Source organism: Amycolatopsis sp. FU40, assembly GCF_021903635.1.
Taxonomy (GTDB): domain Bacteria; phylum Actinomycetota; class Actinomycetes; order Mycobacteriales; family Pseudonocardiaceae; genus Amycolatopsis; species Amycolatopsis dendrobii.
The window spans coordinates 3753329-3779177 of sequence record NZ_CP091381.1; the positions used below are offsets into that span (position 1 = coordinate 3753329).

The following is a 25849-nucleotide window of genomic DNA, read 5'->3' on the forward strand; positions in this document are numbered from 1 at the left end:
TCAGCCAGCCCCCAACGGAAGCATGATCAGCACCACCGCGCTGGCTGCGGCCTTTGCTGCGAGACGAGGACCGTCCGCGGCGGGCACGACGACGTCGACCACACGGATCCCACTGGCGTCGGGCGCACCGACCCGCAGCACGGTCGCACGGACCGGCTGCCAACTATCGGCCTCGGTTGAGACCAGCAAGACCGGCGATCGGGTGGTCGGTGTGCCTCCTGGCATCTGCCCGGCCTTGAACGGGACGCCGACCAGCTGCTGCCCGACGACGGGAAGCGACGGACCTTCGACTTGGCTTCGCGTCACCAGATTGCCGACGACAAGGTCCGAGGTAGCCGGTTTGCCGACGATCTCCGCCCGCCCGTCCCAAGGAATCGGATCGAGCCCGGCAGTCGGATGGACCTCGACCTCTCGCAAGGCAGCCTCGGTCACCGTCTCGCCGAAGCGAACCGGCGCGGCGACGCCGACCGCCGCGATCGTGTCGCTGGTCGACCGGAAAACGGCGACGGTTCCGGCGGCGCACATCGCCGAGAGCACCACACCGACGAGGATCAGCAGCTTCGACCGGTACCGCCGCGGCGGGTGCAACGGCGTCGGCGCGGGCGGTGCCGGGCGATCTGTGGTGGGCACGGACTTGACGGTCATCTCAGCCTCCCCGAACGTCGGTGTTGAGAGTCCGGATCTCGCGGACCGCCAGCTGCGCACGGGACGTCAGGTCCATCGAGTCGGCCGCGCCCTGCCCTGCTCCGGACCAGCGGATCCGCCAGTGCCCGGTCGCGGAAATGGGGAACCCGGCGGAGGACGCTCGGGAATAGATGTGTCCGCAGGTCGGAGACGGTCGGCCAGCCTGGTCGTCGGTGAACGGCGTGCCCGGGCCCGCGCAGGTGACCGGCGCGCCGTCTCCCATGGCCCAGGTGATCCACTCGAGCGTGGCGGTCACGCTCACCGAGATCCCGCCGGCGGCTGCAGTCTTCGATACCGGGCCAATCGTCGACGGCCGGCGGACCGTCCACATCCAGACCGGGAACCCGACAGTCGCGCCGTGGGGCGAATCCGCCGGAGGAGCGAGCTGGATATCAGGAGCCTCAAGCCCCAGCTCGGCGATCGCCTGCCGGGCCAGTTCCGCCGGCGAAACCTGCGGAGCGGCGGCAGGCTGGCCGTTGGGAGCGAACACGACCCTCGGCCAGGGCAGCGCAGCTCCGTCGCCTTGGCACATCTGGAACTTCAGCGACCCCTCGTGCGGGTCGTGCCCGCCCCACATCGGATCTCCCGGAGGAGGCTGTTGAGCCCATGGTCGCTCGACGCACGTGAACTTCGGCCGTGGTGCTTGCCCTTCTGCGCCGGGCCGCGGAGGGCTCGGCGCGGGAGTGGGACCGCCTGGACGGCCAGGGTCGGTCGCGGCGACCCAGCAGCGTCCGCGCGTGCCGGTCGACGTACACCCGCCCTCCTGTCCGGCAGCCGGCGCCGGAATGAGGATCAGCAGCAGAAGCACGCCGATCGCAGCATCAGCGCGGCTCAGCATGGCTGGTCCACGTGCGGTCGGACGATCTGAATCAGCCACCGGTACGGCGCTGGATACCGGACCACCTCGGCTTCCAGCCGATAGCGCCGAGGCTGCCCCGGGTTGTCGAGGTACTTGCCCGTCTCCCCCGGCCTGTCACTGACCAGGTGTTCGTCAGAGGCATCCAGGCAGTCGTCGATCACGACACGAGCCGGCTCGGCAACGCTGACCGAGCGGACCGAAGGAGCCCGGCGGTATTGCCCGACCGAGTGAGCTGGCACAGACGCCAGGTTGGCCAACTCGTCGACGAAAGACGTCAGCGCGGGATCCGCCATCAACCGAGTCAGCGCCGGACGCCAATCGTGCGACTGCGGAGCCGCCTCTGCTTGTTCGCTCAGTTCCCAGTATTGGCGATAGACCGCCAACGCCTTCGGGGCGATTTCGTGTTCGGGGGCGGGGATCCAGGGAGACGAGGGCGCGGCGGCAGTTGCCGGTGATGGAGGCCGCGGCGGTGCAGCGTTGGAGCATCCAGCGAGCAGGGTGCCCGCGATCATCAGTGCGACGGTCGGGTACCTGAGCTGAGTCATCAGGGTCTCCATGGGATAGGCGGGTGCGACGAGCCCGATCGGCCCGCCGCACCGCAGCGAGCAGGGTCAGGCCGGGCCGTAATAACCGGGCTGGCATCCGACGCCGCCGTTCCACCAGGCGTCGATCACCCGCAGCCGGACGACGGGCTGCACGTTCGTGATGCCCGGTCCGACGCAGTAGCGGAAGAGATTCCGGAAAATGTCCTGCACGTCGAGCATCACCGTCGAGCCGGAGCCGCCGTCGCAGTGCCGGTACATCCCAGGATCGATGTAGCCGCACGGCATGCGAGCGCTCACGGTGGTGGCCGATGCCTCGGCCGAGACTCCCACGCCGAGCGCGAACACAGCTGAACCCATCGCCACGGCACGTCTGATTGTTCCGGAAATGGACATAGTTCCTCCCCAAAACAAAAATGAAATTGCTTCACAACAGAGCGGTGAATGCGCGGGCCTGGTCGCCGGGTTTCAGCCGACGAGGATTCCGAGGTCGATCACGATGCCTCCGCTCAGGTGGTGAGGCGACCGGCCCCGCCCGTTCTCACCGCGTTCGGGGACCGGCCGCTTCCTCTTCCGTTCCCCAACGCCGGATGCTGGGGCACGTCCTGGTTTAACGCGGCGAATCCGACTGAGGGCAAGGTGAGTCGACCGCTGAGTCTCGACTCACCCGACTATTCTTCACCCGTTCGGCGGAAGGTGTCGGCAAAACGGAACAGGTAATGGAGCGAAGGCGAAGTTGCTCGTGGTACTCACTGTGAGTGGATGCCCATGAGGTGCCGGACCGGCAGAGCGTGCACGAGGTGCTGGAGCTGTTGAAGGGGCAATGGACCGTGGCTGTCCTCGCCAGCCTTGCCCTGGGCGAGCGTCAGTTCAACGACTTGCTCGCCGATGTCAACGCCGTGGAGGAACGCATCGGCTGGACGTCGCATCCACGTCCGCTCACGGCCCGGGTCCTGACGGACACGCTTCGCCGGCTACAAGGACACCAGCTCGTCGCTCGTCGCTCGGACGGCAACCAGTTCTCCGCGGTCTGGTACCGCCTGACCCAGGACGGGCGATCTCTGCTGCGCGCACTCCGGCCGCTCGCGAACTGGGCACGGCAGCACCGGGCTAACTCCGAATCGGCCGAGATCTAACCCCGGGACTCAGCCCGGCGCTGAGTCCTCTAGACCAACAAGACCGCACGACGACCACCAGCACCGGCAGGATTCTGCCGGTGCAGGCATCAGCAAATACGCGGTCAAGGCGCGCCCCAAGTGTCGAAGTTCTCTTGCGCCTGTTGCAACCGGTCGTAGTCGGTGGGAGTTGCACCCGGATTCAGTTTTTGGAAATGCTCGAATTCCCGTCGCCCGGCCTCGTCGGCCCACCCGGTGGTCGCGTCGTAGGCCTTGTCCAGCAACTCCTGGCCGCCGAAGAAGCCGAGCGCACCGCCGATCAGGCTGCCCAAAACAACCGCGACCACCGCGCCCGGGCCGGTTTCCCAGCCCAAGGCCGCGCCAGCGGCGGCACCGCCTTCGGCACCTGCCGCTCCGGCAGCCAGGCTGAACGCCCAGCCACCGCCCTCCTGCGCGGCGACCCGGCCGCGTTCGGCTTCGGGCGCTGTCGCGATGCGTGCGACCGACATCCCGGCTCCGACCACCAGCAGCACGCGGCCGCCGTAACGCAGGACAGTGATACCGCGGAGAAACGCCTTTTCACCGGCCACCGCGCCAGCCATGTTCGGCCCCTTGACCTGGCTGATCGACTTGCTGGGGACTACGCCGACGCCCTGTCCCTCACCGAAGCCGCGCGCATACTCCTTCGCCCGTTCCAGAGCCACCAGCCGACTCTCCAATTTGGCGATGAAGGTCTTGCCCCGTCCAGCGGAGCGGGCCGCCGCCAGTTGCTGCGCGAGGTCACGACCGATCTGCTCCAACTGGGCCATGATTTCACCGTGTTCCAGGAATCGCGCACCCAGTCGCCGCGCGGCCTCCACGTCGATCCGGACCAGTTCGCCGGTGCCCCGGCCGGCCAGCAGCTTCTCGAAGGCCGCCAGGTTCCCGGTGGAAATCCGGTCCGTGCCGATCTTCGGGACATTACCTCCCGGCCGGAGATGGCGGAACGTCATCTCTGCCTCAGTGGCGGCCGGTTTGAAGACAGACCCCGGATCGGGCGGCCGAGGCGTCAGGTTCGCGCCGCCGAGCAACTGGACCGCACTCGGATCGGTGCTGGCCAGTACGCGGTAGTACCAGTTCATTTCCGGGATGAACAGTGCCGGGGCACCGGCGGCGGCCGGGATGCCAGAGGTCGCCCGGGACAGCGCCGCCGGTGGAAGGCCGGGCAGCACGCCCTCCGGGACGTCGGCGGCGCGTTGCCCGGTGAGCGCTTCGTACTCCGGGTAGGACAGGCTGATCACGTCGACCGTCCGGTCCGGAGGCGGCCTGCGATCAGCCTGGGAGACTGGCTGAAGACGCGGCCCTGCAGCAGGTAGCGGCGTTTCCCGGACCTGCCTGCCAGAGACGGCGTCGTCAGCCATGCGGTCGGCCTGCGCCTCCACCGCCGTGGTGTGTGCCGCTGGCCCCTCAGCGGCCGCCCGCGATTGGAGAACGTGTGCGAGTTCGTGGGCAAGCAAGTCCAGGTTGGTCCGCTCGGCCGCGGCGGGTCCGAGCGTCAGGTGCTCGCCCTCGGTGAAGGCCCGCGCGCCGCGGATCTGCGCGTCGAGCTGGGAATGTGGATGGGTATGTACCCGGACACGCGAGAAGTCCGTGCCGAACGCGGTTTCCATCCGTGCACGGACCACGCCGTCCAACGGCTCGGCCGGGTGCTCCTCGTGGGCCGAGCGCACCGGCGGGTCCGGCTTCCGCCGCGGCACCGGTTCGTGGAAAGCAGTCATAGCGCAAGGATCGGCTCGATGCGTCACTGCGCCGTCAACACGCCATCGACATAGCTGCCCGCTCTGACCGCACAGCAAGCTAATGCGATCAGGCCTCAGTCGATCGCTTCGACAACCAGCACCTGGTCGCGACGTCCATCGTCTTTCGCCGTGAATAGAGCGTTGTCGGCAGCAGTCATCAGCTCCTGCAGGGTCCGACCCGCTCCTGGAAAAGGTGCCGCGCCAACTGAAACACAGATTCGGATGGATGAGTCAGCAGAATCTGAACACGCGTCAACGATTCGCTGTCGAATCCGCCTCGCAACGGCGAGGAGCACGTCTGGTTGGGTACCGGGCAGGAGCGCCGCGAACTCGGCACCGCCGAGGCGCCCACACAAGTCATCTCCACGAATTTCATCGCGGAGTGCGTCGCCAACCTGCCGAAGAACCTGGTCCGGCACCAAACAGTCATCCTGGTAATGGCCTTCGACCAGATATTCGACATCCATCAGCAGCAAGGCGACCTCTGTGCCGAACTCCCGGGCTCGCTCGATCTCGGACTCACCGATCGCGGTCCAGCTCGTCGCGTTGAGCAGGCCAGATTTCGCATCAGTCGTCGCAGCCTGCTCGAACTGCCGAATCAGCACCGTGCGGTGCAGTGCGTACAGCGGCAAAAAGATCACGACGACCAGCCAGGGCCACCAGACCAACAGCAGCGCCGTCAACGCGCCCATGCACAGGGTCGCCAACTCGAGCAGGTTCTCGTTGACCGGGCCGAGCAGGCCAGACAGGCTCATCCGCCCCTTGATCAAGACGATTGCAGTCGCGACGACCGTCGAGTTCACCAGGAAATACAGCGCGATCACGCCGACAAGCCCAGCTGCGGTCATGGCGTCGCGGTGTGCGCCGGGCGGCACGAGGTTCAGCTGACGACCAGCCCAGCCAGCGACCTGGCAGGACAGAGCAACATTGCACGCACTGAAGACCACCCGGTACGCATGTATGCCCGAGACTCCGCGCCAGCTACGAAACCACAGGTGGAGGTACAAAAGTGCCACCAGCGCCGAGGCCAGCGCCGGAGGCAGGAGCAGCGCAGCCGACAACGTCCAGACCGACGAGAAGTTCACGTGCGGCGTATTCGAGAATCGCCGCCTGCGCCGTTCGACCTGACGGGTCATTTCGGCCGCGACCACGCCGAGCACCACCAGCACTACCCACTCAAGCGCGTCTCGCACCGTAGTCCGCGCAAACGCGGAACTGGTCGTCACGGCGATGGCCGCACCGTCCACGAGCAGCAGAAACACAATCGCCGCGCGTGGGATACCCCAGATCGCCCAGCTTCGTCTGCGAGCCCACCACGAGCCGATCACACGGGGCATACTGAACTCACTTCCGTTCCCAAGGAGGGGCAGCCGGCCACTTGCTCCTCCTCAAGCCGGACACCTGGGAGGGGGCCTACATGCGCAACAAGGACCTGTGATCACGCCGCAATGACCGGCGCAGGCTCGTCCGCGGCGCTTCTCGCTCGCCGCGGGCGGGCCGCCTGCCAAACCAGCCCTGTGCCCGCCGCGGCGACCACCGCCGCTCCGCCGGACAGCGCTACCGCACCGACCGGGCCGACTTGCTCCGCCACCACGCCGCCGAGCAGGATCGCGACGCCTTGGGAGCTGTAAAGCACCGTCGTCAATCGCCCCATGACCGTGGCGCGACGCGAATCAGGGACAAGCTGGCGAACCGCAGCCACCATCCGCACGATGTACACCGTCGACAGCATCCCGGTCACCGCCCATAACGCTGCTGCCCACCAGACGCCTGGCAACCACGCGCACAGGACCAGCGGAACCCCGGCCACCACGGCTGGCAGGACGACCGCCTTCGCCGACAGCACGTTGCTCACTTGCCGACGCGCGGCCCACCACCCGCCGACGACGCTGCCGATCGGATCCGATGCCATCAGCAAGCCGACGCCGAACGACCCCACCCCGGCTGCGGTCGCGAACGGTGCGGCCAAGCCTTCAGGAACCACGAGCAATCCGGTCAGCCCAGCCAACAGCGCGACTGCAACGATCCGACGGTCGAGCTTTCCCAGTCCGCTTTGCTCGGCGCTGCCTGCCTCAGCCGCAGCAGCGCGGCGTTGCCGGATGAAGACGAGCACCAGCGTCGCACTAAGGAAGAAGGTCGCGGCATTCAATACCAGCGAGGCGCTGGTGCCCCACGCCGTGACCAGAACACCGCCCAGGCCGAAGCCGGCGACCTGCGCGATCTGCGAGGTCATCTGTCTCAGTCCGAGACCTGCTTGCAGGGTCTTCTCGGGAAGGACATCCGAGAGCAGCGCCAACTGCGCCCCTTTGAACGGCGCTCCCGCCAGGGTGAGCAGGCCGACCAGTACCCACAGCACCGGCAACGGCACTCCAGGAATGGCCATCGCCGCCGCCAAGCAGCCGCGGACGATGTCCGTCACCACGATCACCGTGCGGCGCGGAAACCGGTCGGCCAAGCCGGACAAGAGGAATCCGCCAAGAACAGCTGGCACGAAGGTCAGCGCGTAAGTCAATGCCGTCAGCAGCGCGGAATTCGTACGTGCGTACACCAGTAACGCGAGCGCGACCCGCGCCAACTGGTCCCCGAAGACCGACAACGCCTCAGTCAGCCACAGGACGCGAAACTCCCTGACCCGCAACGCATCCCTGATCGGTGCGTGCTTGGTGTCCTTCATCCGGCCTCCCCTGCCGTCCGACGAACCCAACGACCTCAGCTCACAGAACTGCGTCGAGTGATCAACTGTATGCCTGGAGTGTTGACAAGCAGGCTCAAACAGCTGCGGTTCACCTGAACGTAGTACCGAGAGAACAGAGAGTAATTCTACTTAGCCGAAGCCGAGCCGACTGCGTTAAGCCTTCAGCATGCGGCTGGTGAATCCGCGCTCCACAAGGCGCGAATACGCAGCAAGAGCGCTATCCGGGACGTCCTGTTCGATGGCGAATCCCAGCTCCGGATAGCGAATGACCCGTTCCATGTCACCGATCATCATGTCCACGACATCCGCCGCAGGACCGATCGTCTCGACATATTCGCGCAAGCCAATCGGTGCGGACGCACAGCGAGGATCGACCTCCGGCCACTGCCGTCGGCAGGTCGCGTAGGCGCGCCGCTCCATGTACGGCATCGCAATCAGCAACAGCGAAGTCGGTTGGATCCCAGCCGCGGTGAAAACCTCGCGCGACAGAACAATGTTCTCACCGGTGTTCTGCGCGTTCGGTTCCAGCAGAGTCGCCTCAGCCGGAACTCCGCGACGGAGAGCAATCTCGCGAAAATGTTCTGCTTCACCGCGTGGAAAGAGCTTCTCGGTCGCAGGAGTCTTCCCGCCGCTGAAGGCCAGCAGCGGGAACAAGCCCCGGTGGTACAGCTCCGCCGCGAACGACGCGACGCCGCTGTCGTTGCCCCCGAGAACGAGTGCGGCCGAGCACGGGACCAGCTCGTGGTGGAGCTGGTGAAAGTCCCAGACGACCTCAGCATCCGCCCAGTCCTGCGCCGTCAGCTCGCGCTCCACGTGCTCAGTCAGCCCCTCACGCCCGTACCCGTCGTTCCCGAGCCAAGAAGACTCCGAATGCTCCGCAACTGGTGCATCATGCCGTACCGCTCGGCAACCGCGGCAGCCGCCTCAAGCCGGCGGTGGCCCGCAGACTCGGTCCGCGGATCGGACAACAAGACGTGGCCGTAGGCCGTATCCAGCCGTACCTGTTGCATCGGTGCTCCAGTCCCCTGCGCGTCCAGCGCGACCCCGATAGCCGCAGTCGCCTGGTGGAGGTCGCCAGCGCTCCGGTGCGCGAGCGCCAGCTTCTGATGTGCGGCTGACCAGTCGAGCGGTTCCTCCAGCCTCTCGAACTCGACGATCGCCGGTTCGATGAACTGGACGGCTTCCTCGGGTTTGCCTGCTTTGCTCAGCGCAGTCCCCACCCAAAGCTGCGACCTCGCGCGGTCTCGAGCGGACAAACGTGCGTCGTCGGCCAGTTCGAGGTACCGGTCCGCCGCCGTGCCGTAAGCACCTGCCATCTCCTCGTTCACCACCAGCTGCAACTCGACCTGCGCTACCCGCCGAGGCCTGCCGAGATCGGCGAAAACCGCACGCGCGAGCGAATAGCTCTGCCTGGCCGACAACGGCCCGCGAAGCAAACCCTGGTCCTGGCGCAGATCTCCTTGCAGCCGCAGGGTTCGGGCGTACAGCGACATGCCGAGTGCGTCGTTGCTGTCCGGCGAAAACCGGCGCAGCGAGCGATCGATCAATGCGGTGCAGGAGTAAAAGTCTTGGCGTCCAAAGTGCACTAGCGCACGGTCCAGGTCATCCGACCACAACTCATAGTCCACAGCAGACGAGCGAGGTCCTTGGTCGGCAGCCGTTGCCGATCCGGTCGGCGCTTCCAGGACAAGCAGGTCGCCAAGCTCGCGAAGGCTGACGCCCAACAGTTTGGCGATCTTCGGGCGGCGGCGCGCGCTCGGTGCCCAAATGCCGCGCTCCCATCGTTTGACCGCGCTCGGATCGACCCCCAACGCGTACGCGAACGACTCTTGGGAGTAGCCAGTTTCCTTGCGCGCGCGCTTCAGTTTTTCCCGTGGGGCGCTCATGTTCTCACCCCTGCTAATCCGTGGTCAGCGGCCTGAACGCCCCCAGAACGCCCCTGCCCGCCCCGATACCGCCCTGGTCCGGCTGGCTCGGAAGATCCACAGTCGTTCCAGGCACCCTTGCAGTCGCACGGCATCCCAGGATCCGGGCGGAATGACCGCCAATCCCGCCGTCCGAATCCGCCGGCGAGCGTCAGGTGCCTCCCCGAGCCATGGAGGACAAGAAATGACCGGACTGCGGAAGACTCCCGCCCCGGGCCTGACCAGCCAGGCGATCCCGTGAAGCTCTCGATGATCGACACCTTGACCGCACTCGCCGCCGTGTACCGGCGACGTCCCCGGATCCTCGTGGAACTCATCGCCGGGCAGCTAACGGCGGACGAGCTTCGCGAGTTCGGCGATGTCCTCGCAGAAGCCGCTGCGTTAGTGCGCGAGCGCGCCGCATCAGTGGATTCCGCGGGCAACCAGGCTGGGCCGACCGCGCCATGAAGGTCTGTGTTCGCGCCACTCCGCCCGCCGCCGTCGCCATCGGAGTCGAGTTGCGCGCGGCGAGGTTGGAGGCCAAATGCGGAGTCCGCGAGCTGGCGCGCAGACTGGCCGTGAACCCAGCACACGTGAGCAACTGGGAACTGGGGGAACGAGTCCCTCCGCCGGACATCGTTTCCTTTGTAGCCGGCGTCCTGCAGCTGACGAAGGCCAAATTCGACCGCCTCAGCCAGCTCGCGGCGGACGCGCGCCGTGAGAACCACATCGAGCCGAGGGAAGACGCCGCGGCACGGCTTACTGCCGTCTACGAGCAGCTGGCGTCGCACATCATCGAGTGGGCCCCGATGCCGTTGCCTGACCGCGTGCAAGACTCCCGGTGCGCGGATCGGAGGACGTCGGCCTACTCCGGACGAGCACCGGCCAGTCGAGACCTGTTCGTCAGCGCGCGATCCTGTCGAAATTCCGAACTGAGCCGCGCGGCGATGATCGAGCGGAACGAACGGTTGCTCCGCCTCCTCCGGAAGGAGCGCGGTGGCGTCCGCCTGGTAACGGCTGACGTCGGAGACCTCCCGGCGTTCACCGTCTACCGCATTGAGGGCAGGACACCGACGGTCGCGTTGCGGCACGCAGGCTGCTCCATCTACCTCACAGCCGAACTTGCGACCGCCGCTTACATTCGCGCCACCCGAAGCTTCGCGGGCGAAGCGCTCTCCCCCGAGCAGACCGTCGATACGATCGAGCAGACGCTCCGAGAACTGAAGGCGGGCCAGTGACCGGCAAAGCCCGGCAAGAACCGCGCCCCGAGCTGGCTCTGGCGATCGGAACGCGGTCGACCTGCACCACGTCCAGGCCGACCGCGTTCCGACTGTTCGATCTCCTTCGGCCTCTGTCGACGGGCTACCCCAGGTCATACCCCAGGCTGTCAGCCACGTCCTCGACGAAGTCCTCACCGGGGACAGAGTCGTCCTGCTGATGGACGTCCCATGCGACGTCGTCCACGGCGTCACCGCCGTCCTCCAATGCTTCGGACACCAACCCGACCAGGTCGCGGGCCTGGTCCTGATCGAGGTCGAACCGGTCGGCCGCGTTCGCTGCCGCGTACTCGAGCATGTCTTCGGGCCAGGTTTGGTCGTTCACGAGCCGACTCCTTCTCGTAGGCGATACAACGCGAGACACGGCCGCGACAGCAGAGCTTTATTCAGCGCACCAGCGTCATCGTTGCCGCCAGCACCGTGCCGCCGACCATCGCAGGCGCGAGCGGGATCCGGCATTGCCGGGGTCGCGCCAAGACGGTCGCCAGCGCTTGGATTCCGGCGAGCAGGTAGCAGAAGACAATCGCCGCGCCGATCGCCGACCAGCCTGCTGTACCCGCGAGCATTCCTAGCGACGGAGCTAGTTTCACGTCGCCAGGCCCGGGATGCCCGCTCAGGACGAATGATGCGAGCAGCAGCCCTGCCCATGCCGCGCCGCCGATCACGGCACGGAGCACCATATCCGGTGTTCCCGAAAATAGGGCGGTGCCGATGATGCATGCCGTCACGGAGACGAAAAGCATTGCGCTGAGCTGATTCGGAACACGATGCTCGGCGAAGTCGACCACGACAGCAGGCAATCCGAAAGCGACTAGGGGACCTGCTGCCGACGAGAGACCCGATGGCCAGCAGACAGCGATGGCCGCCGCGGCACCCAGCAACGCGACTTCCCGCCAACGAGACGTGACTCCGGTTCGGCGGAGCAAGACAATGCCGACGGCACCCGAGAACGCCGCGACAACAGTTCGCCAGAACCACAGTTCAGATGTCACGGCGGACCTCGATCCGCACCTCCGCGCCGTACCAGGCGTCATCGTCCTCACAACACCCAGGCTGATAATGCCAGCCTGGATGGTTAGACGAGGCGAGTGCCCGGCGACATCTGCACGGCACGCTCTTCCACCAGCCCACCCTGAGAATGCGCAGCCGTCCCAGCGAACAGTTGCAAGGAAACTGCCCGGCAAGAGACACCCGCGCTAGATCGATCACCGCAGCGAGGTTCGCTCCGCGAACCAGCAACTGGCCGTGTGCCTCCACGTGGTTCGCGACCCACTCGACAGACCGAAGCACCTCCACCGCGCCCTCCCGCTGATCGCTCGCAGAGACGCGAGAGACACGCCTGGGACGCCGTGGCCCGATACATCGCGGCAGGCGGGCGACCTCGGTGGTGATGAGCGGCCCTGCTCGGAGTCGGCGGGGCGCGGCTCCGCACAGGACCGCTCCTTCCGCATGTCCGCCGCTTCCACCGGTTCACTGATCTGACTCGACAAGCCCGGCCCGGACGCATAGATGCGGGGCGATGGGACGAAGAGTCGGTGGTAAGCCTGCAGCTTGTCTTCGCCGTGGTCCGACCTTGCCCACTCTCATCCACGATCGTCCTCCTCATCAGAGGCTTCGGACGGCCGCTCCGCCGCTCGGGCAAGACCGGTGGCCACAGGCGGGAGTGCAGTTCCGGCGGGACGACATCCCCGAGCCGAAGCTGTGCGGCATGCACGCCGGGGTCCGCCAGGTGTCTGGTCAGGTCGTTGATGGCTTCGCTCACGCGGCCAGCGGGACTGTCCGCCGCAAAGATCAGGGCCGCCATCGGCCGGATTCGCACCATCAGCCCGCTCCATCCGCGCAGTCCGCACCGCAGGAACGAAGCACCGTCCCAGCCGCAGGGACTTTCATCGCGCCGGACAGGAAGATGATCGCGGATGTCGCGAAGCCGCTCCCGCGGATGACGGGACCGGGCAACCGGCGACTTCCCACTCGGTGAAGAGCGCGACGATCCGGTCCCACAGGTCCGGCGCTCCGACCTCGGCGACGCGCATTCGGACGCGGTGCGCGCGACTGTCCCAGCAGGCCGCTACCCGCACGCCGGACCAGGCATCGACGTCCAGGAACAAGTGCTCGTCGAGCTTCCGGTGCGGGCTCCACTTGCGGTAGACCACACCCGGCAGCCCAACTGTCACGATCGCAGTGGCAGCCTGATGCTCGATTCCTGGCACGAATACCGCGGGGACCAACCGTGCGGCCCGCAGCGCGTCGATCAACTGATCGCGGGGGTCCTTGCCCTTGAACATCCACGTCACGGTGTGCACAAGCTCGGCCAAGGCCGCCTTCGGCACAGACAAGATCGCAGTCATCTCGCGGTGGCTCCTTCACAGCTGGGAGGCAGCGGCCCCGGACTGATCGGGGGTCAGGGCCGGGGCCGCCGCCATCGAAAGCCCCGCGACAGCGCTCGACGGCGGGGGCAATCGCCGGAGCGCCGTCACGGGGCAAGTGACCGTCAGCCGGTACCGTGTCGGCTATCAGCGTGACGTAGGTCATACTGATGACAGTACAACTGACGATCGTCAAAATGGGATCGTCCGATTGGGTGCGCTTGCGCAAGCCGTGCTTCCGGCGAGCGCGAGAGGCGAGGGAGAACAGGAGCAACGCGTGGCAACGACCAGTCCGACCGCGCTGAAATGGTGGTTCGCCGTCGCCATGCGGCACCTGCGCGAGATCGCCGGCCTTGAGCGGTCAGACGCGGCCCGGGCGATCCGCGGCAGCGTGTCGGCCATCGCCCACATCGAGAACGGCCGCTCGCTGCCGAAACCTCTCGAACTCGAGCGGCTGCTCACGCTCTACGGCGTCGCCCACCGGATCGAAGCGTTCCTGCGCTTGAGGGAACGCGCCCGCAAGGGCAAAGACTGGTTCGCCGACGGCGGACAGCACGACTTTCCCGAGGACTTCGGCCTGTTCCTGGGCATGGAGTCCTCCGCCAGCCAGCTGGAAGGCTGGGACGCCAACGTCGTTGCCGGAGCATTCCAGACCCGCCGGTACGCCGAGGCCACCATCCGCGGTGCCGGACCAGACCTCGACGAGGACGAGGTGCGCCAACGCGTCGACCTGCGGATGGCACGCCAGCGCATGATCTTCGAGGAAGGCGAATCTCCGCTGGTCTGGCGGGTCATGGCCGCCACCGCGTTGGAATGGCAGGTCGGCGGCAAGGACGTTCTGCGCGAACAACTGCTCCATCTGGCCGACCTCGCCGATCGGCCCGGCATCAAAATCCAGGTGCTGCCGACCACCGTCGGCGCGCACACTGGCGCGGAAGGGACCTTCACCATCCTGTCCGCGCCGCCGGAACTGGAGGACTACCCCGGCTGCGTGTACGCGGAGACGCTGGTCAAGCCCTACTACTACGAGGAGCTGGAGCAGATCAGGAAGTACCGCAACGCCTTGACCGAACTCCGGGTCAAAGCCACCAAGCCGGAGAAAACTCCGGCGCTGTTCCGTCAGCTAGCAAAGGACCTGTGATCCCATGAAGCACGAGGACGCCGTCGCCGCCCTCGCCCGCGCGACCAACTGGCACAAAGCTTCCTACAGCAAGGAAAACGCCTGCGTGGAAGTTGGATCCGTCCCAGGCCTGGTCGGAGTCCGCGATACCAAACTCGGTGCCACGAGCCCGATCCTGGTCTTCGACTCCGCCGAGTGGGACGCGTTCGTGCGCGGCATCAAGGACGGCGAGTTCGACCTCACGAAGCCGTAAACCATCTCTTACCGGTGGAAGCGCCCCTGACGATCGACGTTGTCGGCCAGGGGCATTCCTTTGCCCAGAGCTTGCTCCGGTCTCATTTTTTCCTCAGCGGGTGTTCCGGTAAACCGGCGCGAATAGCGACCGGCGGCGTGTGTCCGCACCGAGGATAGGCACGGCAACATCGGCCAGCACCCCGTCGTTCTGGAGCCGCCGCAAGGTCGTCACGACCAGGTCGACCCGGTCACCGGCCGACGCGACCACCGGCAATGCCTGCGCGTGAGCACGCAAATCTACGAGCCGGCGTTCGAGCACATGCTCCGCAGCACCGGACAAGACGATCACGACGCGCGGGAAGCGCGGATACCGTGAACGCCAAGCCGGACTCGCTCCGGGACGCCGCGGCACGTAGTCGTGGTAGCGCACATACGTGACGAGCTTCTGCGCCAAGCGGGCGACCGGCATGGTCGACCGGTCGAGTTCAACGAAGAAGATGCGCTGGGAACGGTTCCCCTCGTCGAGGACGTAGTGCAGGACTGCGTCCGCGATCACTGTGGCGCGCCGGCCGTCGCGATGGTGTGCGACTTCCGGGGTCCAAGACAGCGGGCCGCAATCGTGGCCGTGTGCACGGGCGGTCTCCACGAACGCGAGACCGGTCTCGACGACGTCGAGACTGTGAGCAAGCAGCACTTGAGCCGCCTCGGGATCCGCGACCCGGTACTGCCTCGGCTCCACCGCGTCCGACAGTTCGGCCATCGCCGCGCCTTCCGCAGTGACGTACCAGGCACGCGGGCTGTGCTCGCGGGTCACCGCGTCGAGAAGACCGGTGCGGCGCAGGACCGCGAGCTTGTGCCGGACCGTGCGCAACGGCATCCCCGGCGCGATCAGCCGCCCGAGTTGGTCAGTCGAGACAAGCCGGTGCCAGTACGCGAGCAAGAGCGCCTGCAGCTGAAATGGATCGAGCAGCATTCGTCACTCCACACTGGACTCGATCTCGCCACTGCTCCCCCGGCCCGGCGGCCTGCCGCGTCGCGATCGCGGCCGTCCGCCGCTATGCAGAGCGGTGATGATGCGCTCGTCGAGGGTTTCGAGTTCGTCCAGGACCTCGCCGATCGGGCGACGGCGGAGATTCCAGTCCAGGCATTCGTCGACCTTGTCGTTCCACTCCGGATGGAAGTGCTCGGCGAACTCCCCGTCCACATGCAGGCCGCGGATCTTGAACGGCGTCGTCCGCTGTCCGCCCAGGGTCACGGTCACCACGTGGTGGAACTGCTCCAGCTCGGTGATCGTCGCCGGCTGGACGAGACCGCCGAACTCCCGCGCGACCGTGCGGGCACCGTCGATCGCGGCGGCGCTCGTCATCAGCAGCGACTGGTTCTGCAGCAATGCGCGACGGGTCTCGGCGGCGAGGCGGTCGGGCATCTGGTTCATCACGTGCAGCCGAACCTGGAACTTCCGCATTTGTTCGAGGATCGCCGCGACGTAGCCCTTCGCCGCGCCGTCCACTGCGGCGAGTTCGTCGATGAACGCGTCGAACCTGCGGCGCTTCTCCACTGGAATGTTCGCGCGGGACCGTCCAGCGCGGAACAGGTCGTAGATCATGAACGAGGTGATCAGCTTGCTCGTCTCGCCTGCGCCGCTGGTGCATACGAACACGATCCGGTTCGCATCCATCGCCTTGCGCACTTCATAAGTGGTGACCGACGATCCCAGGAACGCCGACAGCGTCGGGCTCGTGCGGAGCCGGTTGATGATGTTCGTGACCACCGTCGTCGCGTCCGGAGTAAGCCGGGTGAAGGAATCGGTCCAGTACCGGCGCACGCTCGGCCGCAGGCAACCCAAGATTTCCTCGCGCCAGTCCGCGTCGTCCAGCAACGTGGGGATCTGGAAGATCGTGGGCGCGCACTCCGCCGGCACTCTCATCGCCACGTAACACAGCGCCTCACACGCCTTCGTCAGAATCGACTTCGCCCGCGGTGCCGCATCACCCCAGCTCAACGCCGCAGCGAACGAAGTGACCACGGCGTCGACCCGGTCCTCGATATCAGTCTCGTCGTAGCCCTGCATGCTCAGCGGATTCCAGCCGGGCAACCGCTTGCCCCGGCCGCGGACATCGAGGTTGATCTCCCAGAGCCGATTCCGCAGCCCCGGGTCGGACAGATACGGCTTCGCCCGCTGCCAGCCGTCCGCGTGCGGGTCGAGAAACCACACCCCGCCGCCCGCACGGGCGATCTCGATCGCCTGCGCCAGCGCCTCTTCCGTCTTGCCGAACCCAGCCTTGCCGAACCGTGCCGAGAACAGCAGCTCCCGCTTCGGGATGCCGACCAGCCGCTCCTCACCGTTGACGTCGGTCACGTAGCCCAACCGCACCAGACCAGCTTCTGGCCGGTACGTCGGCACTTCCCGCGGCGCGGGCAGCACCCAGCCCCGGCTCCGCGCGATCACCGGCGACAAACACCGGCCCGACGGCGGCTTGAGCAAAGCGGCGATCTCCCCGGCCGTGACCAAGGAGCCGCAGCGCGGCTTCGCCAGCCCGCTCGTGAACCGCCTGTCGAACAGCCACCTCACCACCGGCAGGTCCGCACCCAGATGTCGGCCGAGGAGCCGAGCGCCGCGCAAACGCCAGTAGTTTTCGCCGCGGTAGACATCGAACGCACCGATCACGCTGCGCAGGTGCGCCTCCGCTCGCCCGGGAATCTCAGAGGCACACCGCAACAACAACTGAACCGCGAACACCGGCTCGTCGGTGAGGAACTTGTTCTGATTCACCGGCTTCCGCGACCCTCGCACGGCGACGGCTCCTCCTTGTCCGCGCGCACCAGGCAGGAACTCGCCGACGACCTCCGCCAGCCCCTCTCCAACCGCGTGCAACACGCCTGCGGAGTCACCCGATGGCTGGTGCTTACGCGAGACACGCCGGGTCCGGGCAGGGGTCAGCGGTATCAGGTCCAGGCACACGTCGACGCTCTCGCCGAGATCCGGTCGAACGTCGCCCAGCGCGTTCGCCAAGGACTGCAACGGATCATCCGGCCGGACTGGCAACGCTTTCAGCGCGAACTGCGGCGGCCGTGCCAAGACCAGTTCAGCCCGCGCGACGTGAACGCCGTGCCTCTCGGCCCGGCTCACGCGTTCACCAGGACAGTCGCTCCGTCAGCCATGCCGCTCCCCTTCGCTCGTGCCGTTTTGCGAAGAAGACAAGGTCACAATCAACCGCGATGATTCTCACCCTGACTGACCACAGTGGACGGCTGTTACAGAAAGTCCTCGTCGAGATGATCGACGACCTCGACGGCACCGAAGCCAGCCAAACCGTCCCCTTCGGACTCGACGGCGCCCAGTACGAATTCGACCTGTCCGACGACAACGCCGCCGCCCTACGCGACCAGCTCGCCGCCTTCATCGCTTCCGCCCGCCGCACCGGCGGGCGCAAAACCACCGGCTCGGCCGCGGCCGCACCCACCGCCGAGGACCGCGAGCGGTCCAAAGCCATCCGAACGTGGGCTGTCGCCAACCAGTGGGCCGTCGCCGCACGCGGCCGCATCCCGGCCAACGTCGTCGCCGCATACGAAGAAAGCCTGAAGCAAGACACGAAGCCTCGCCGGGCGCGCACCGCGAAGAAATCCGCAGCGAAATAGCCCGTCAGCAACCCCGGGCGGCGGCCGCCGAGGTCATTTCTCCTTCGCGTCGCCCGGGGTGGTCTCTCCTCCGGCCGTGAGGGTGGTTTCTCCGCCACCGGGCGGCGTCGCGCGGCGGATTTCCACCTGCGGGTAGCTGAGCTTGTTCAGCACACCGGCAATGGATTCCCGCCCCTCGATGCTCATCACCATCTTCCCGAAGTCCGGGTCGGTCCCGAACCGCACCCGGACGCCGACGACCGAGCGGGGCACCCAGCCGTGCACCGGACGCGCGCGGCCCAACTGGTGGGCGAACGCCAGCACAGCCGGCAGCGACGGCTCGAAGGCGGCCGTCGGCAGCAGGTCGTAGCGGACACGAGAGCGGAGGTGGCGGGAACGGATGTGTCGGTGGAGGACAAAGACCGCGATCAAGATCGCGACCACCGCTGTGGTCACCCACCACAGCGCGGCGCTCGTGAGCAGGTGGTCCATATGGAGCGCCTGCGGCGCACCGTTCTCCTGCATGGCCTGACGGCCATGCGTACGGGAGAACATGTCGGCTTTATGAGCAACCGTGCTCCACTGCCACTGACCAGCGGGTTTCCCCGCTTTAGCGATGAACTCAAGCGAACAGCCAACGGCGAGGCCAAGGTAGGACCCAACGGCAACGATCAACACAGGGCTTCCCTTCTCGAGCAGACCCCGCAGACACGTCGAAGCAGATCGCGATTCAATACACGACAGCCAAGGCTCACTCCGGACACGCCTTCAGTACCTCGCGCTCGCCTGGTCATTCTCCTGGCGATAGCCGCTGGTCCACTCGCAGACGCAACCGAGCCGCTCTCGGGCCGTCGATTCCGGCAAGCAGCGGCTGGGCCTCGTTCCAGGCTTGCCGCGCATGATCGGGTTTGCCAAGCAGGCTGAACGCTTCCGCGAGGCTGTCGAGCGCGACCGCATGATGCCAGCGATCGCCGTACTTGCGCTGGGCATCCGCAGCCTGCCGGAAGAAGTTGACGGCGTCGTCCAAACGGTCCAGTTGTCGGTAAGCCTTTCCCGCGACTTGCAAAGCTTCAGCCGCACCGCCTTCATAGCCGAACTGACGCAATAGAACTGCAGCATGCTGGCTCGAGGTCAGGGCACTCTCCGGATGGTTCTCCTCGAGTTCCAGATGACCCTGGCGCAGCAGTAAAAGCCCCTCCAACAGCTTGTTGTCATTCGCTTCCGCATACGCCATAGCGTGCTGCAGAGACTCCCGTGCTTCGGCAAACTGGCCCTGCTCTATCAGCACCTCGGCCAAGCGGGTCAAACAGAAGGCCTCCTCACTGTCATTGCCAAGCTGACGGTAGGTGGCAACAGCCTTTCGGGTTTCGCGTTCAGCTTCGGCAAGGTCACCGTGGCGAAAGTGGAGGTCACCAATATTGCCTACCAGGAAAGCAACGAGCAACGGAGCGTCCAGTTCGCGCGCAATGGTCAAGCCGCGCTCGAACTCGACCCGCGCCGCGTGAAGCCGGTAGTATCGCAAATACGTGAGACCAAGGCCGTTCAGTGACTTCGCGACACCCCACTGATCACCCAATTCATCGAAGAGCGCCTGCGCGTTCCGGTAATGGTCCTCGGCTTCCTGCAGATGCTGTCCCAGGCGGTTACGCACGCCGAGCCCCCAATGGATGACGGCCTCGCCCCTGCGGTCACCACCGCGTCGAGCAGCGTCAAGGGCGATCGAGTCGACCGCCAGCCACCCGCCCAGCGGATCTCGACTGCCGTTGATTTCCATCAAGACCGCGGGAATCTGCCATGCGATTCGATTCAGCCCGGCAGCCGCGGCAGTCCGAGTCGCTGCCATGAGGTTCGAGCGCTCCCGCTCGTACCACTGCGCCGCATCGCGGTGATCGATGAACTCGGTCCGCGGAATTTCGCCGTCGAACGGGTCCGGCGAGACGCGGAAAGCACCTCCCCGCGATCCGGTGGCATCCACCGACGCGATCGACGAGCGCAGGTACCACTCCAGGACGCGGCGCAGCGCCGCGTCCTGCTCGTCCGCCGGTTCCTCGTGATGAGCCTGGTCGGCGGCGTAGGCACGCATCAAGTCGTGAAACTGGTACCGGCCCGACCCCATGTCTTCCAAAAGGTGGGCCCCGACGAGCGTATCCAGGAGGCGGCGGGCATGGCGTCGGGTGTCACCGATCAGCGCTGTCGCGGCGTCGAGACTGAACTCAGCACCAGGATGCAGACCCAGCAAGCGGAATGACCGAGCGGCATCCGGCGGGAGAGCCCGATAGGACCACGCGAACACGGCGCGAACCGCGTCAGCGTCATCGTCGTCCTCAGTGGACAAAGCGTCCCATAGTGACGACTCGTCGCGCAGATCCTGGATCAGATCAGCCAGCGGCATTGCCGGCCGGCCGGCGGCCCGCTCCGCAGCGACCCGCAGGGCCAACGGCAACCGAGCGCAGAGCCGGGCCAGCTCCGCCAAGTCGCCGGGGTTATCTGCTTTCCGGTAACCGACGGTGACCGCACGCAACAAAGCGACGGACTCTGTGTCGGAGAGCAACTCCAGGGCAACCCGACGCGCGCCCTCGCGTGCCACCAGGCCGGGAAGGCGGCTGCGACTGGTGATCAAGACGCGGCAGCCGGACGTACCTGGCAACAGCGGCCGGACCTGTCCGACTGTCGCGGCATTGTCCAGAACGATCAACATTCGCTTGTCGGCGACCAGCGAACGGTACAACCCGGCCTTGGCCTCGACGTCGGCTGAAATCCGGCTCGCCGGCACCTCCAACGCCCGCAGGAAATGGCCGAGCGCGTCGTCCGCGGTCAGCGGCGCGCCTGGATCGTAGCCGCGCAGGTTCACGTAGAGCTGGCCGTCGGGGAAGCGAGGACTGGCACGGTGCGCACAGCGGATCGCCAACGCTGTCTTGCCCACCCCGGCCGTGCCAGCGATCACTGCGACGGCAGCCGTGTCCAGCTCTTCGTCGCTGGACAGCCAGCGGTCCAGCCTCTCCAGCTCGACGTTCCGGTTGACGAAGCCCCGCACGTCTATCGGCAGCTGCCGTGGCACTTGCGCGGCGCGCTGCCCAGCCTGATGTAGATGCACCCCGCCGCTGACATCCCGCGCCTGCACGAAATCTCGGGCCGATGCCGATCGATTGGACCAATTGTTCGCATCCGGCTCAGGTGTCTCCGACATTCGGCCCCCTCAGCCATGTCGCACATCCAGGTGGTCACACTACCGTGGTCCTGCGCGCAGGCGACCAGATTAGAGCCAGACGGCCGAGCACGGGCTCGAACGCTTCCAACAGGTAGCTCGACAGAATGAGCAGTGCTGCCGGCCCTCGAAAGCTGATTTCGTATTCATAAACGATGTTAGACACCTCTATTGCAGCCGTTCGGATACATCGCGCCACCGCTGTGGCACTTCCGGCCGTCTGACCGCTCGTACGTGGCGGGTGCTCATGATCGGATCGGCACCCAGGACTGCCCGACGTGCTGCAGCCGTACGATCGCGGTTTGGCGCTCGACATACTCGCCGTCTGGGCTTTTGGCTGCCCACAGCAGGTGTGCCTCCACGGTCACAGCGTTGACGCGGCGCGCGACACCGGCTTGAACACGCGCCTCCTGGTAGACCCGCGTCGGGCGGTGTCCGGGGAGATAGTCCGGGAAGCGTTCGCGGCCAACTCCGGTCAGGTCCGCCAGCAGCGCCAACTTCGCGAGCGCAAGCATCGGCTGCTCGAGCTGCGGGTCCAGGTTGCTTGCCTCGGATGTGCGCAAAGCGCGGTTGAGGTCGCCGTCGTTCACCCGCCCAGAGAGGGAATCAGGCACCGGCCGCGGCGACGAGGGGGTGGACCACGGCGTGACTCGCGGCGGGGCAGGACGAGACGAATCGCTTGTGGAAAGGTTCGAGCCGAGAATCAACACGACGATACTTCCAGTCGCGACGACTCCGCCGAGGCCGAGCAGGACGGTTCCGCGCCTCGACATGGCGTTACGGGAGCAGGCGCACGCCGCCGGCGTACTCATGGAGGTCGACGGGGTCTTTGCGGACGACTGTACCCGAGGCGAAAGCGTTGATCATCTGACCATCGCCGAGGTAGATCCCGACGTGATGGATGAGGCCGGGACTGTAGAAAACGAGATCGCCCGGCCTGAGCGCGGCCAGCCCCGCGGCCTTGGGCAACCGGGCGCCGAGGGAGAACTGCGCTCCGCTTTGATGGGGCAAGGTGATTCCCACGCGGGCATAGGCGTAGAGGGTCAGGCCGCTGCAGTCGAAGCCGATCTTGTTGTAGTCGCCGTGCTGGTCGGCCACGCCGCCGTCGCGGATGCCGCGGCTCGGTCCGGCTGCGGTGCCTCCGCCCCAGGCGTAGGTGACGCCGAGCTGGGACATCGCCGCGTCGATGACCTGCTTCGCTTGCCCGCTCGCCGAGAGGTGCGCTGCGACGGGTTTGAGCTGCAGTGCGTCGTAGGCGCGGATGTCGGCCAGCACCTGCTCGACGTATACCTGGCTGGCGTTGTAGGAGTAGATCGCGTCGCGCAGGTCGGCGTCCTTGCCGAGGTCTCGAGGCCCTCGTCCGCAGAGGTAGACGGCAGCGGTGAGTGCCGCGTCGAAGGCGTTCTGCGGGTTCTGGATTCCGTCGTCGTTGCCGTCCTGCGCGACGGTGCTCCAGGTAGTCGAGAGGAACTGGAAGGGTCCTTCGGCGCGCGCGAAGGTGCCGTCGAGGTTCCGGATCGGCGTGCGGTTGCCGCCGGTGCCACTGCCGTCCAGTTGCGGGCCGAGGATCGGCGGCGTGATGTCGCCGTTCGACGCGATCGTATGACCGTTGGCGTGGTGGGACTCCTCTTGCGCAATGCCAGCCAGGATCGGCCAGCGCATTCCGCGGCAGTCTGGGCGAAGCTGCTCAATTCTGTGTACGGCGCGGGTATAGGCGGTGAGCATGACGGCTGGGATGCCGGGCACGTCCGCAGGCGCCTCGGTTGATCCGCTGGAATCGTCAGCGATCGCGATCAGGACTCCGGCGAGCAGGAACGCCGCGAGAAGAGGTCCAGCCAGGGGCAGTATGGCGATGATGCGCCATCGCCACGGATGCTGCCGGTAGGCGTTGCGCGCGTAATCGGCGATGCGGAGCGCCAGCAACGGATTCATATCATGCCTCCTTGCTCATGCGGTCTCGCAGGCGTTGGCTCCAGGAGACGGGCGGCGCGAGCATGCCCGCCGGCAACGGTGTCGCGGCAGGAGGCGATGTCGGCTCGGCCGGTGCCGCATGGTTGGTGCCAGTGAATGTCGGTGCATTCGTGATTCGCGCGGGAATGTGAGCCGCGACTTCGTCAGCCAGGTACGGCTTCTCCCCCGCCGCTCCGGGACGCGCCTGCAGTGCCGCCGCGGCGGTTGTGACGGCGTGCCAAGCCGGCGTCGCACCCGACATCGTGCCAAGTCCGGTGGCGTAGCGGACGCCGTAGGCCTTGGCTGCGGCGGCTTGCCTGCCGAGTGCGGCTTCGGCGGCGTTGCTCTTCGAAGTCAGCGCCGTGCTGGCTCGGTGCGCGGCGCGCGGCCACGACACCGGTGCGCCGATCGTGTAGGACAGCGCCGTGCGTCCAGCCCTGCCGCCTGCTTTTCCCGCCGTCACAAGCCGGTTCTTCAAGTCTCCGACCGGGGCCAGGGACTCGGCGAACGCTTCCGTTCCAGCTTTCACTGTCCGGGAGATGCGGTGCGGTCCGGGCGGGACGATCGGGTCCGGCAGCGATTTCGGCGCGGAACGCGGTTGCCCGAGCTTCTGCACTCCCGCGCTCACCCGGGACCTCACTCGCCCGACATTGACGGAGAGCCGTTTGCGGAACAGGAACCCGGAGAACACAACCAGGTCGATCACCGCGAACCGGACCAGAGGCGGGCCTAGGTCGGCGGTCATCAACGACCGGACGATCACCGTCATCACCGCCAGGAACAGCATGCCCATGAGCACCTTCGCGACCGTCGCCGCGATCGAGCTGACCCGATACGCCAACTGGTGCTGCCATGCCGGGACCACTGCGATCACGAGCGCGAACGCCAGCAGCAATCCCTCGAACAGCAGCAGATACGGGGCCAGCACTTGGATCGCATTGAGACAGACGGTGAGGATGGCGAACAGCACCATCGAGACCGCGTAACCCCACGCGCCGAACGCGCGGTCGGCATCGGCGACCTCGTTGTACTTGCCGTACCGGTCCGGGCAGCCGTCGAGTTCGCGGGCCTTGGTGCTGTCGTCCTTGCCAGACCACGGACCGTCGTCCAGCACCTTCTTCACCGAGTACCGGCAGACGCCGTCGACTTTGTGGTCGCTCGTGATCGCGGAGCCGTAGTTCAGGATTTCCCATGGCATGACGAGAAGGTTGTCGATGAGCGCCTGCCCGATCGGTGCTGCGGGATTCCCGGTTCCGCCCGGCCGTTGGCCCAGCACCACGGCGCTGACGTCCGTGCCCAGGTCGCGGCTGAGGCTGAGCACCCCGTTGTCGCCCACCAGGAACGCGACCGGATGCGTGACGACCGAGACGGCCAGGGCGTTGATCACGATCGTCGAGAGCATTTCGCGCCACGCCCGGGTGGTGAGTCCGCGTGCGAACAGGAATCCGAGATAGCACACTGCGATCAGGAGCGCGATCTGCCTCAGGTGCAGGTCGCCGATGATCGAGGTTTGCCAGACCTGCTCGAGGTTTTCCGCTGGCGCTTTCACCCAGTCCGCGACGCCTGCGGTCATCGACCATTCGGTGAACCAGACCGAGAAGCCGACTGAGTACTTGCCGACCGCGAAGCCCATGTTCCCCAGCCACAGCCAGATCGTGGGCATGGGATCGCTCAGCAGCGACGGGAGATTCGCGAAGAGGTCGTAGTTGTGCAGGTCGCGGCCGTAGCCATCGTTGAGGCTGAACAGTCCGGAGGTGTGTCCTTCGTGCCCTTGCTGGTCGACGAGAGGCAAAGGCGGCGGTGCCGAGGCGCCGGGGCTCAGTGGCGGTACCGATTTCGGCGGCAGGGGAATCGTTGCGCAGTAGGGATAAGGCTCGCAGGAGTGCGGCTTCGAGGGCGAAGGGTCGGCGGCCGCGTACGGCGCGCTGGCCACGCCTGTGGCAAACGTGCATATCAGAGCAACTGCGAGGACCGCCGCAGCGTAACGAGAACGCACTCTCGTGACACGCGCCGAGGCAGCGGATTCGATGCACCGGAACGCCACCTCGACCGGCCCGCCCGACCACTACCCACCACTATCCACTAGTATTCGGGCCGGACATGCTGCTCCGCTCAAGCAGCGGAGCAGCACGCCTCTCGTCAGCGCAGGAAGATGGCTGCTAAGCCAACGACTTGACTGGCCAACTGAAGCACCGGTCCCCAGGCAAGCAGGCGCCTAACCATTTTGCCTGGGGGCCGCTGCGAACGACAGCGTTCGCAGCCACTTCCCTCTCGATGGGGCACTAGGCCTCACCTCTCTTATCGACCCTATTCCGCCGAGGCGACCGGCGGGCCGACAACGCCCGCCCGCCGTCTCGACGCCGGACGACGGCAGCCTAGCGGGACGCAGCAGTGGCGCGGCAGGCGGGTATCGGCACAAGACCTGTTGTGCCGCAATGATAACTAGTGTGTACACGTGTTGACGTGCAGACGTCAACACGATCAGCAGCGCCCCTAAGGCGA

General features: G+C 66.5%; 25 protein-coding genes. 6 read left to right on the top strand and 19 right to left on the bottom strand.

Going from position 1 to position 25849, the window contains the following annotated elements; all coding sequences use genetic code 11:
* The 4 genes from L3Q65_RS18090 to L3Q65_RS18105 form a co-directional block, all read right to left on the bottom strand.
* The gene (locus tag L3Q65_RS18090; protein WP_237600324.1) at window positions 1-645 is read right to left on the bottom strand and encodes a flagellar biosynthesis protein FlgA; all 645 of its coding nucleotides are present in this window, start codon (window positions 643-645) and stop codon (window positions 1-3) included.
* Window position 646: 1 nt separating this feature from the next.
* The gene (locus L3Q65_RS18095; protein ID WP_237600325.1) at window positions 647-1261 is read right to left on the bottom strand and encodes a hypothetical protein; all 615 of its coding nucleotides are present in this window, start codon (window positions 1259-1261) and stop codon (window positions 647-649) included.
* A gap of 254 nt (window positions 1262-1515) precedes the next feature.
* Window positions 1516-2055 (bottom strand): hypothetical protein, encoded by a 540-nt coding sequence (locus tag L3Q65_RS18100; protein ID WP_237600326.1) that lies wholly within the window; start codon window positions 2053-2055, stop codon window positions 1516-1518.
* Window positions 2056-2154: 99 nt separating this feature from the next.
* Complete coding sequence (locus L3Q65_RS18105) at window positions 2155-2445, bottom strand: DUF6355 family natural product biosynthesis protein (protein ID WP_237600327.1); 291 nt, start codon at window positions 2443-2445, stop codon at window positions 2155-2157.
* Window positions 2446-2843: 398 nt separating this feature from the next.
* Here L3Q65_RS18105 and L3Q65_RS18110 point away from each other — a divergent pair, with 398 nt between their 5' ends.
* Entirely contained in the window at window positions 2844-3221 is a 378-nt protein-coding gene (locus L3Q65_RS18110; RefSeq protein WP_237600328.1) for a helix-turn-helix domain-containing protein, read from the top strand.
* Window positions 3222-3325: 104 nt separating this feature from the next.
* Here the strand turns inward: L3Q65_RS18110 and L3Q65_RS18115 are convergent, their stop codons facing one another.
* The 5 genes from L3Q65_RS18115 to L3Q65_RS18135 form a co-directional block, all read right to left on the bottom strand.
* Entirely contained in the window at window positions 3326-4957 is a 1632-nt protein-coding gene (locus L3Q65_RS18115) for a DUF4157 domain-containing protein (RefSeq protein ID WP_237600329.1), read from the bottom strand.
* A gap of 95 nt (window positions 4958-5052) precedes the next feature.
* Window positions 5053-6306, bottom strand: coding sequence for a GGDEF domain-containing protein (locus L3Q65_RS18120; protein ID WP_237600330.1), 1254 nt, complete (start codon window positions 6304-6306; stop codon window positions 5053-5055).
* A 110-nt stretch (window positions 6307-6416) separates the two neighbouring features.
* A complete protein-coding gene (locus tag L3Q65_RS18125) occupies window positions 6417-7652 on the bottom strand; it encodes an MFS transporter (protein WP_237600331.1) in 1236 nt (411 codons plus the stop codon).
* A 174-nt stretch (window positions 7653-7826) separates the two neighbouring features.
* Window positions 7827-8486, bottom strand: coding sequence for a YdcF family protein (locus tag L3Q65_RS18130; protein WP_237600332.1), 660 nt, complete (start codon window positions 8484-8486; stop codon window positions 7827-7829).
* Window positions 8487-8494: 8 nt separating this feature from the next.
* Entirely contained in the window at window positions 8495-9559 is a 1065-nt protein-coding gene (locus tag L3Q65_RS18135; RefSeq protein WP_237600333.1) for a helix-turn-helix transcriptional regulator, read from the bottom strand.
* 288 nt (window positions 9560-9847) lie between these two features.
* Here L3Q65_RS18135 and L3Q65_RS18140 point away from each other — a divergent pair, with 288 nt between their 5' ends.
* Window positions 9848-10045: a hypothetical protein gene (locus tag L3Q65_RS18140; RefSeq protein ID WP_237600334.1), complete on the top strand. Its 198-nt coding sequence runs from the start codon at window positions 9848-9850 to the stop codon at window positions 10043-10045.
* The gene (locus L3Q65_RS18145) at window positions 10042-10815 is read left to right on the top strand and encodes a helix-turn-helix domain-containing protein (RefSeq protein ID WP_370648193.1); all 774 of its coding nucleotides are present in this window, start codon (window positions 10042-10044) and stop codon (window positions 10813-10815) included. Before L3Q65_RS18140 ends, L3Q65_RS18145 begins: the two co-directional genes overlap by 4 nt.
* A gap of 124 nt (window positions 10816-10939) precedes the next feature.
* Here L3Q65_RS18145 and L3Q65_RS18150 read toward each other — a convergent pair whose 3' ends face one another.
* From L3Q65_RS18150 to L3Q65_RS18160, 3 genes are all read right to left on the bottom strand, one after another.
* A complete protein-coding gene (locus L3Q65_RS18150) occupies window positions 10940-11179 on the bottom strand; it encodes a hypothetical protein (RefSeq protein WP_237600336.1) in 240 nt (79 codons plus the stop codon).
* A 61-nt stretch (window positions 11180-11240) separates the two neighbouring features.
* Window positions 11241-11642, bottom strand: a complete 402-nt coding sequence (locus L3Q65_RS18155) for a prepilin peptidase (RefSeq protein ID WP_237600337.1) — start codon at window positions 11640-11642, stop codon at window positions 11241-11243.
* A 1098-nt stretch (window positions 11643-12740) separates the two neighbouring features.
* Window positions 12741-13202 carry a hypothetical protein gene (locus L3Q65_RS18160; protein WP_237600338.1) on the bottom strand — a complete coding sequence of 154 codons (462 nt, stop codon included), beginning with the start codon at window positions 13200-13202 and terminating at the stop codon, window positions 12741-12743.
* Window positions 13203-13497: 295 nt separating this feature from the next.
* On the opposite strand from L3Q65_RS18160, the gene L3Q65_RS18165 reads away from it, so the two are divergent.
* Both L3Q65_RS18165 and L3Q65_RS18170 read left to right on the top strand, forming a co-directional pair.
* The gene (locus L3Q65_RS18165) at window positions 13498-14361 is read left to right on the top strand and encodes a helix-turn-helix transcriptional regulator (RefSeq protein WP_237600339.1); all 864 of its coding nucleotides are present in this window, start codon (window positions 13498-13500) and stop codon (window positions 14359-14361) included.
* Between the two features lie 4 nt (window positions 14362-14365).
* Complete coding sequence (locus tag L3Q65_RS18170; RefSeq protein WP_237600340.1) at window positions 14366-14593, top strand: DUF397 domain-containing protein; 228 nt, start codon at window positions 14366-14368, stop codon at window positions 14591-14593.
* Window positions 14594-14686: 93 nt separating this feature from the next.
* On the opposite strand, the gene L3Q65_RS18175 is transcribed toward L3Q65_RS18170, so the two are convergent.
* Both L3Q65_RS18175 and L3Q65_RS18180 read right to left on the bottom strand, forming a co-directional pair.
* Window positions 14687-15547 carry a replication-relaxation family protein gene (locus L3Q65_RS18175; RefSeq protein ID WP_237600341.1) on the bottom strand — a complete coding sequence of 287 codons (861 nt, stop codon included), beginning with the start codon at window positions 15545-15547 and terminating at the stop codon, window positions 14687-14689.
* A 3-nt stretch (window positions 15548-15550) separates the two neighbouring features.
* On the bottom strand, window positions 15551-17704 hold the full coding sequence (locus L3Q65_RS18180) for an ATP-binding protein (RefSeq protein ID WP_237600342.1): 2154 nt from the start codon (window positions 17702-17704) through the stop codon (window positions 15551-15553).
* A 122-nt stretch (window positions 17705-17826) separates the two neighbouring features.
* Between L3Q65_RS18180 and L3Q65_RS18185 the strand changes: the two genes are divergently transcribed.
* The gene (locus tag L3Q65_RS18185) at window positions 17827-18213 is read left to right on the top strand and encodes an Lsr2 family protein (protein WP_237600910.1); all 387 of its coding nucleotides are present in this window, start codon (window positions 17827-17829) and stop codon (window positions 18211-18213) included.
* A gap of 33 nt (window positions 18214-18246) precedes the next feature.
* On the opposite strand, the gene L3Q65_RS18190 is transcribed toward L3Q65_RS18185, so the two are convergent.
* From L3Q65_RS18190 to L3Q65_RS18210, 5 genes are all read right to left on the bottom strand, one after another.
* Window positions 18247-18870 (bottom strand): hypothetical protein, encoded by a 624-nt coding sequence (locus L3Q65_RS18190; RefSeq protein WP_237600343.1) that lies wholly within the window; start codon window positions 18868-18870, stop codon window positions 18247-18249.
* A gap of 112 nt (window positions 18871-18982) precedes the next feature.
* Window positions 18983-21379, bottom strand: coding sequence for a tetratricopeptide repeat protein (locus L3Q65_RS18195; RefSeq protein WP_237600344.1), 2397 nt, complete (start codon window positions 21377-21379; stop codon window positions 18983-18985).
* Between the two features lie 263 nt (window positions 21380-21642).
* Window positions 21643-21987: a hypothetical protein gene (locus L3Q65_RS18200; protein ID WP_237600345.1), complete on the bottom strand. Its 345-nt coding sequence runs from the start codon at window positions 21985-21987 to the stop codon at window positions 21643-21645.
* A gap of 187 nt (window positions 21988-22174) precedes the next feature.
* Window positions 22175-23329, bottom strand: a complete 1155-nt coding sequence (locus L3Q65_RS18205) for a C40 family peptidase (protein WP_237600346.1) — start codon at window positions 23327-23329, stop codon at window positions 22175-22177.
* 1 nt (window position 23330) lies between these two features.
* Window positions 23331-25139, bottom strand: coding sequence for a hypothetical protein (locus L3Q65_RS18210; RefSeq protein WP_237600347.1), 1809 nt, complete (start codon window positions 25137-25139; stop codon window positions 23331-23333).
* Window positions 25140-25849 lie beyond the last annotated feature (710 nt).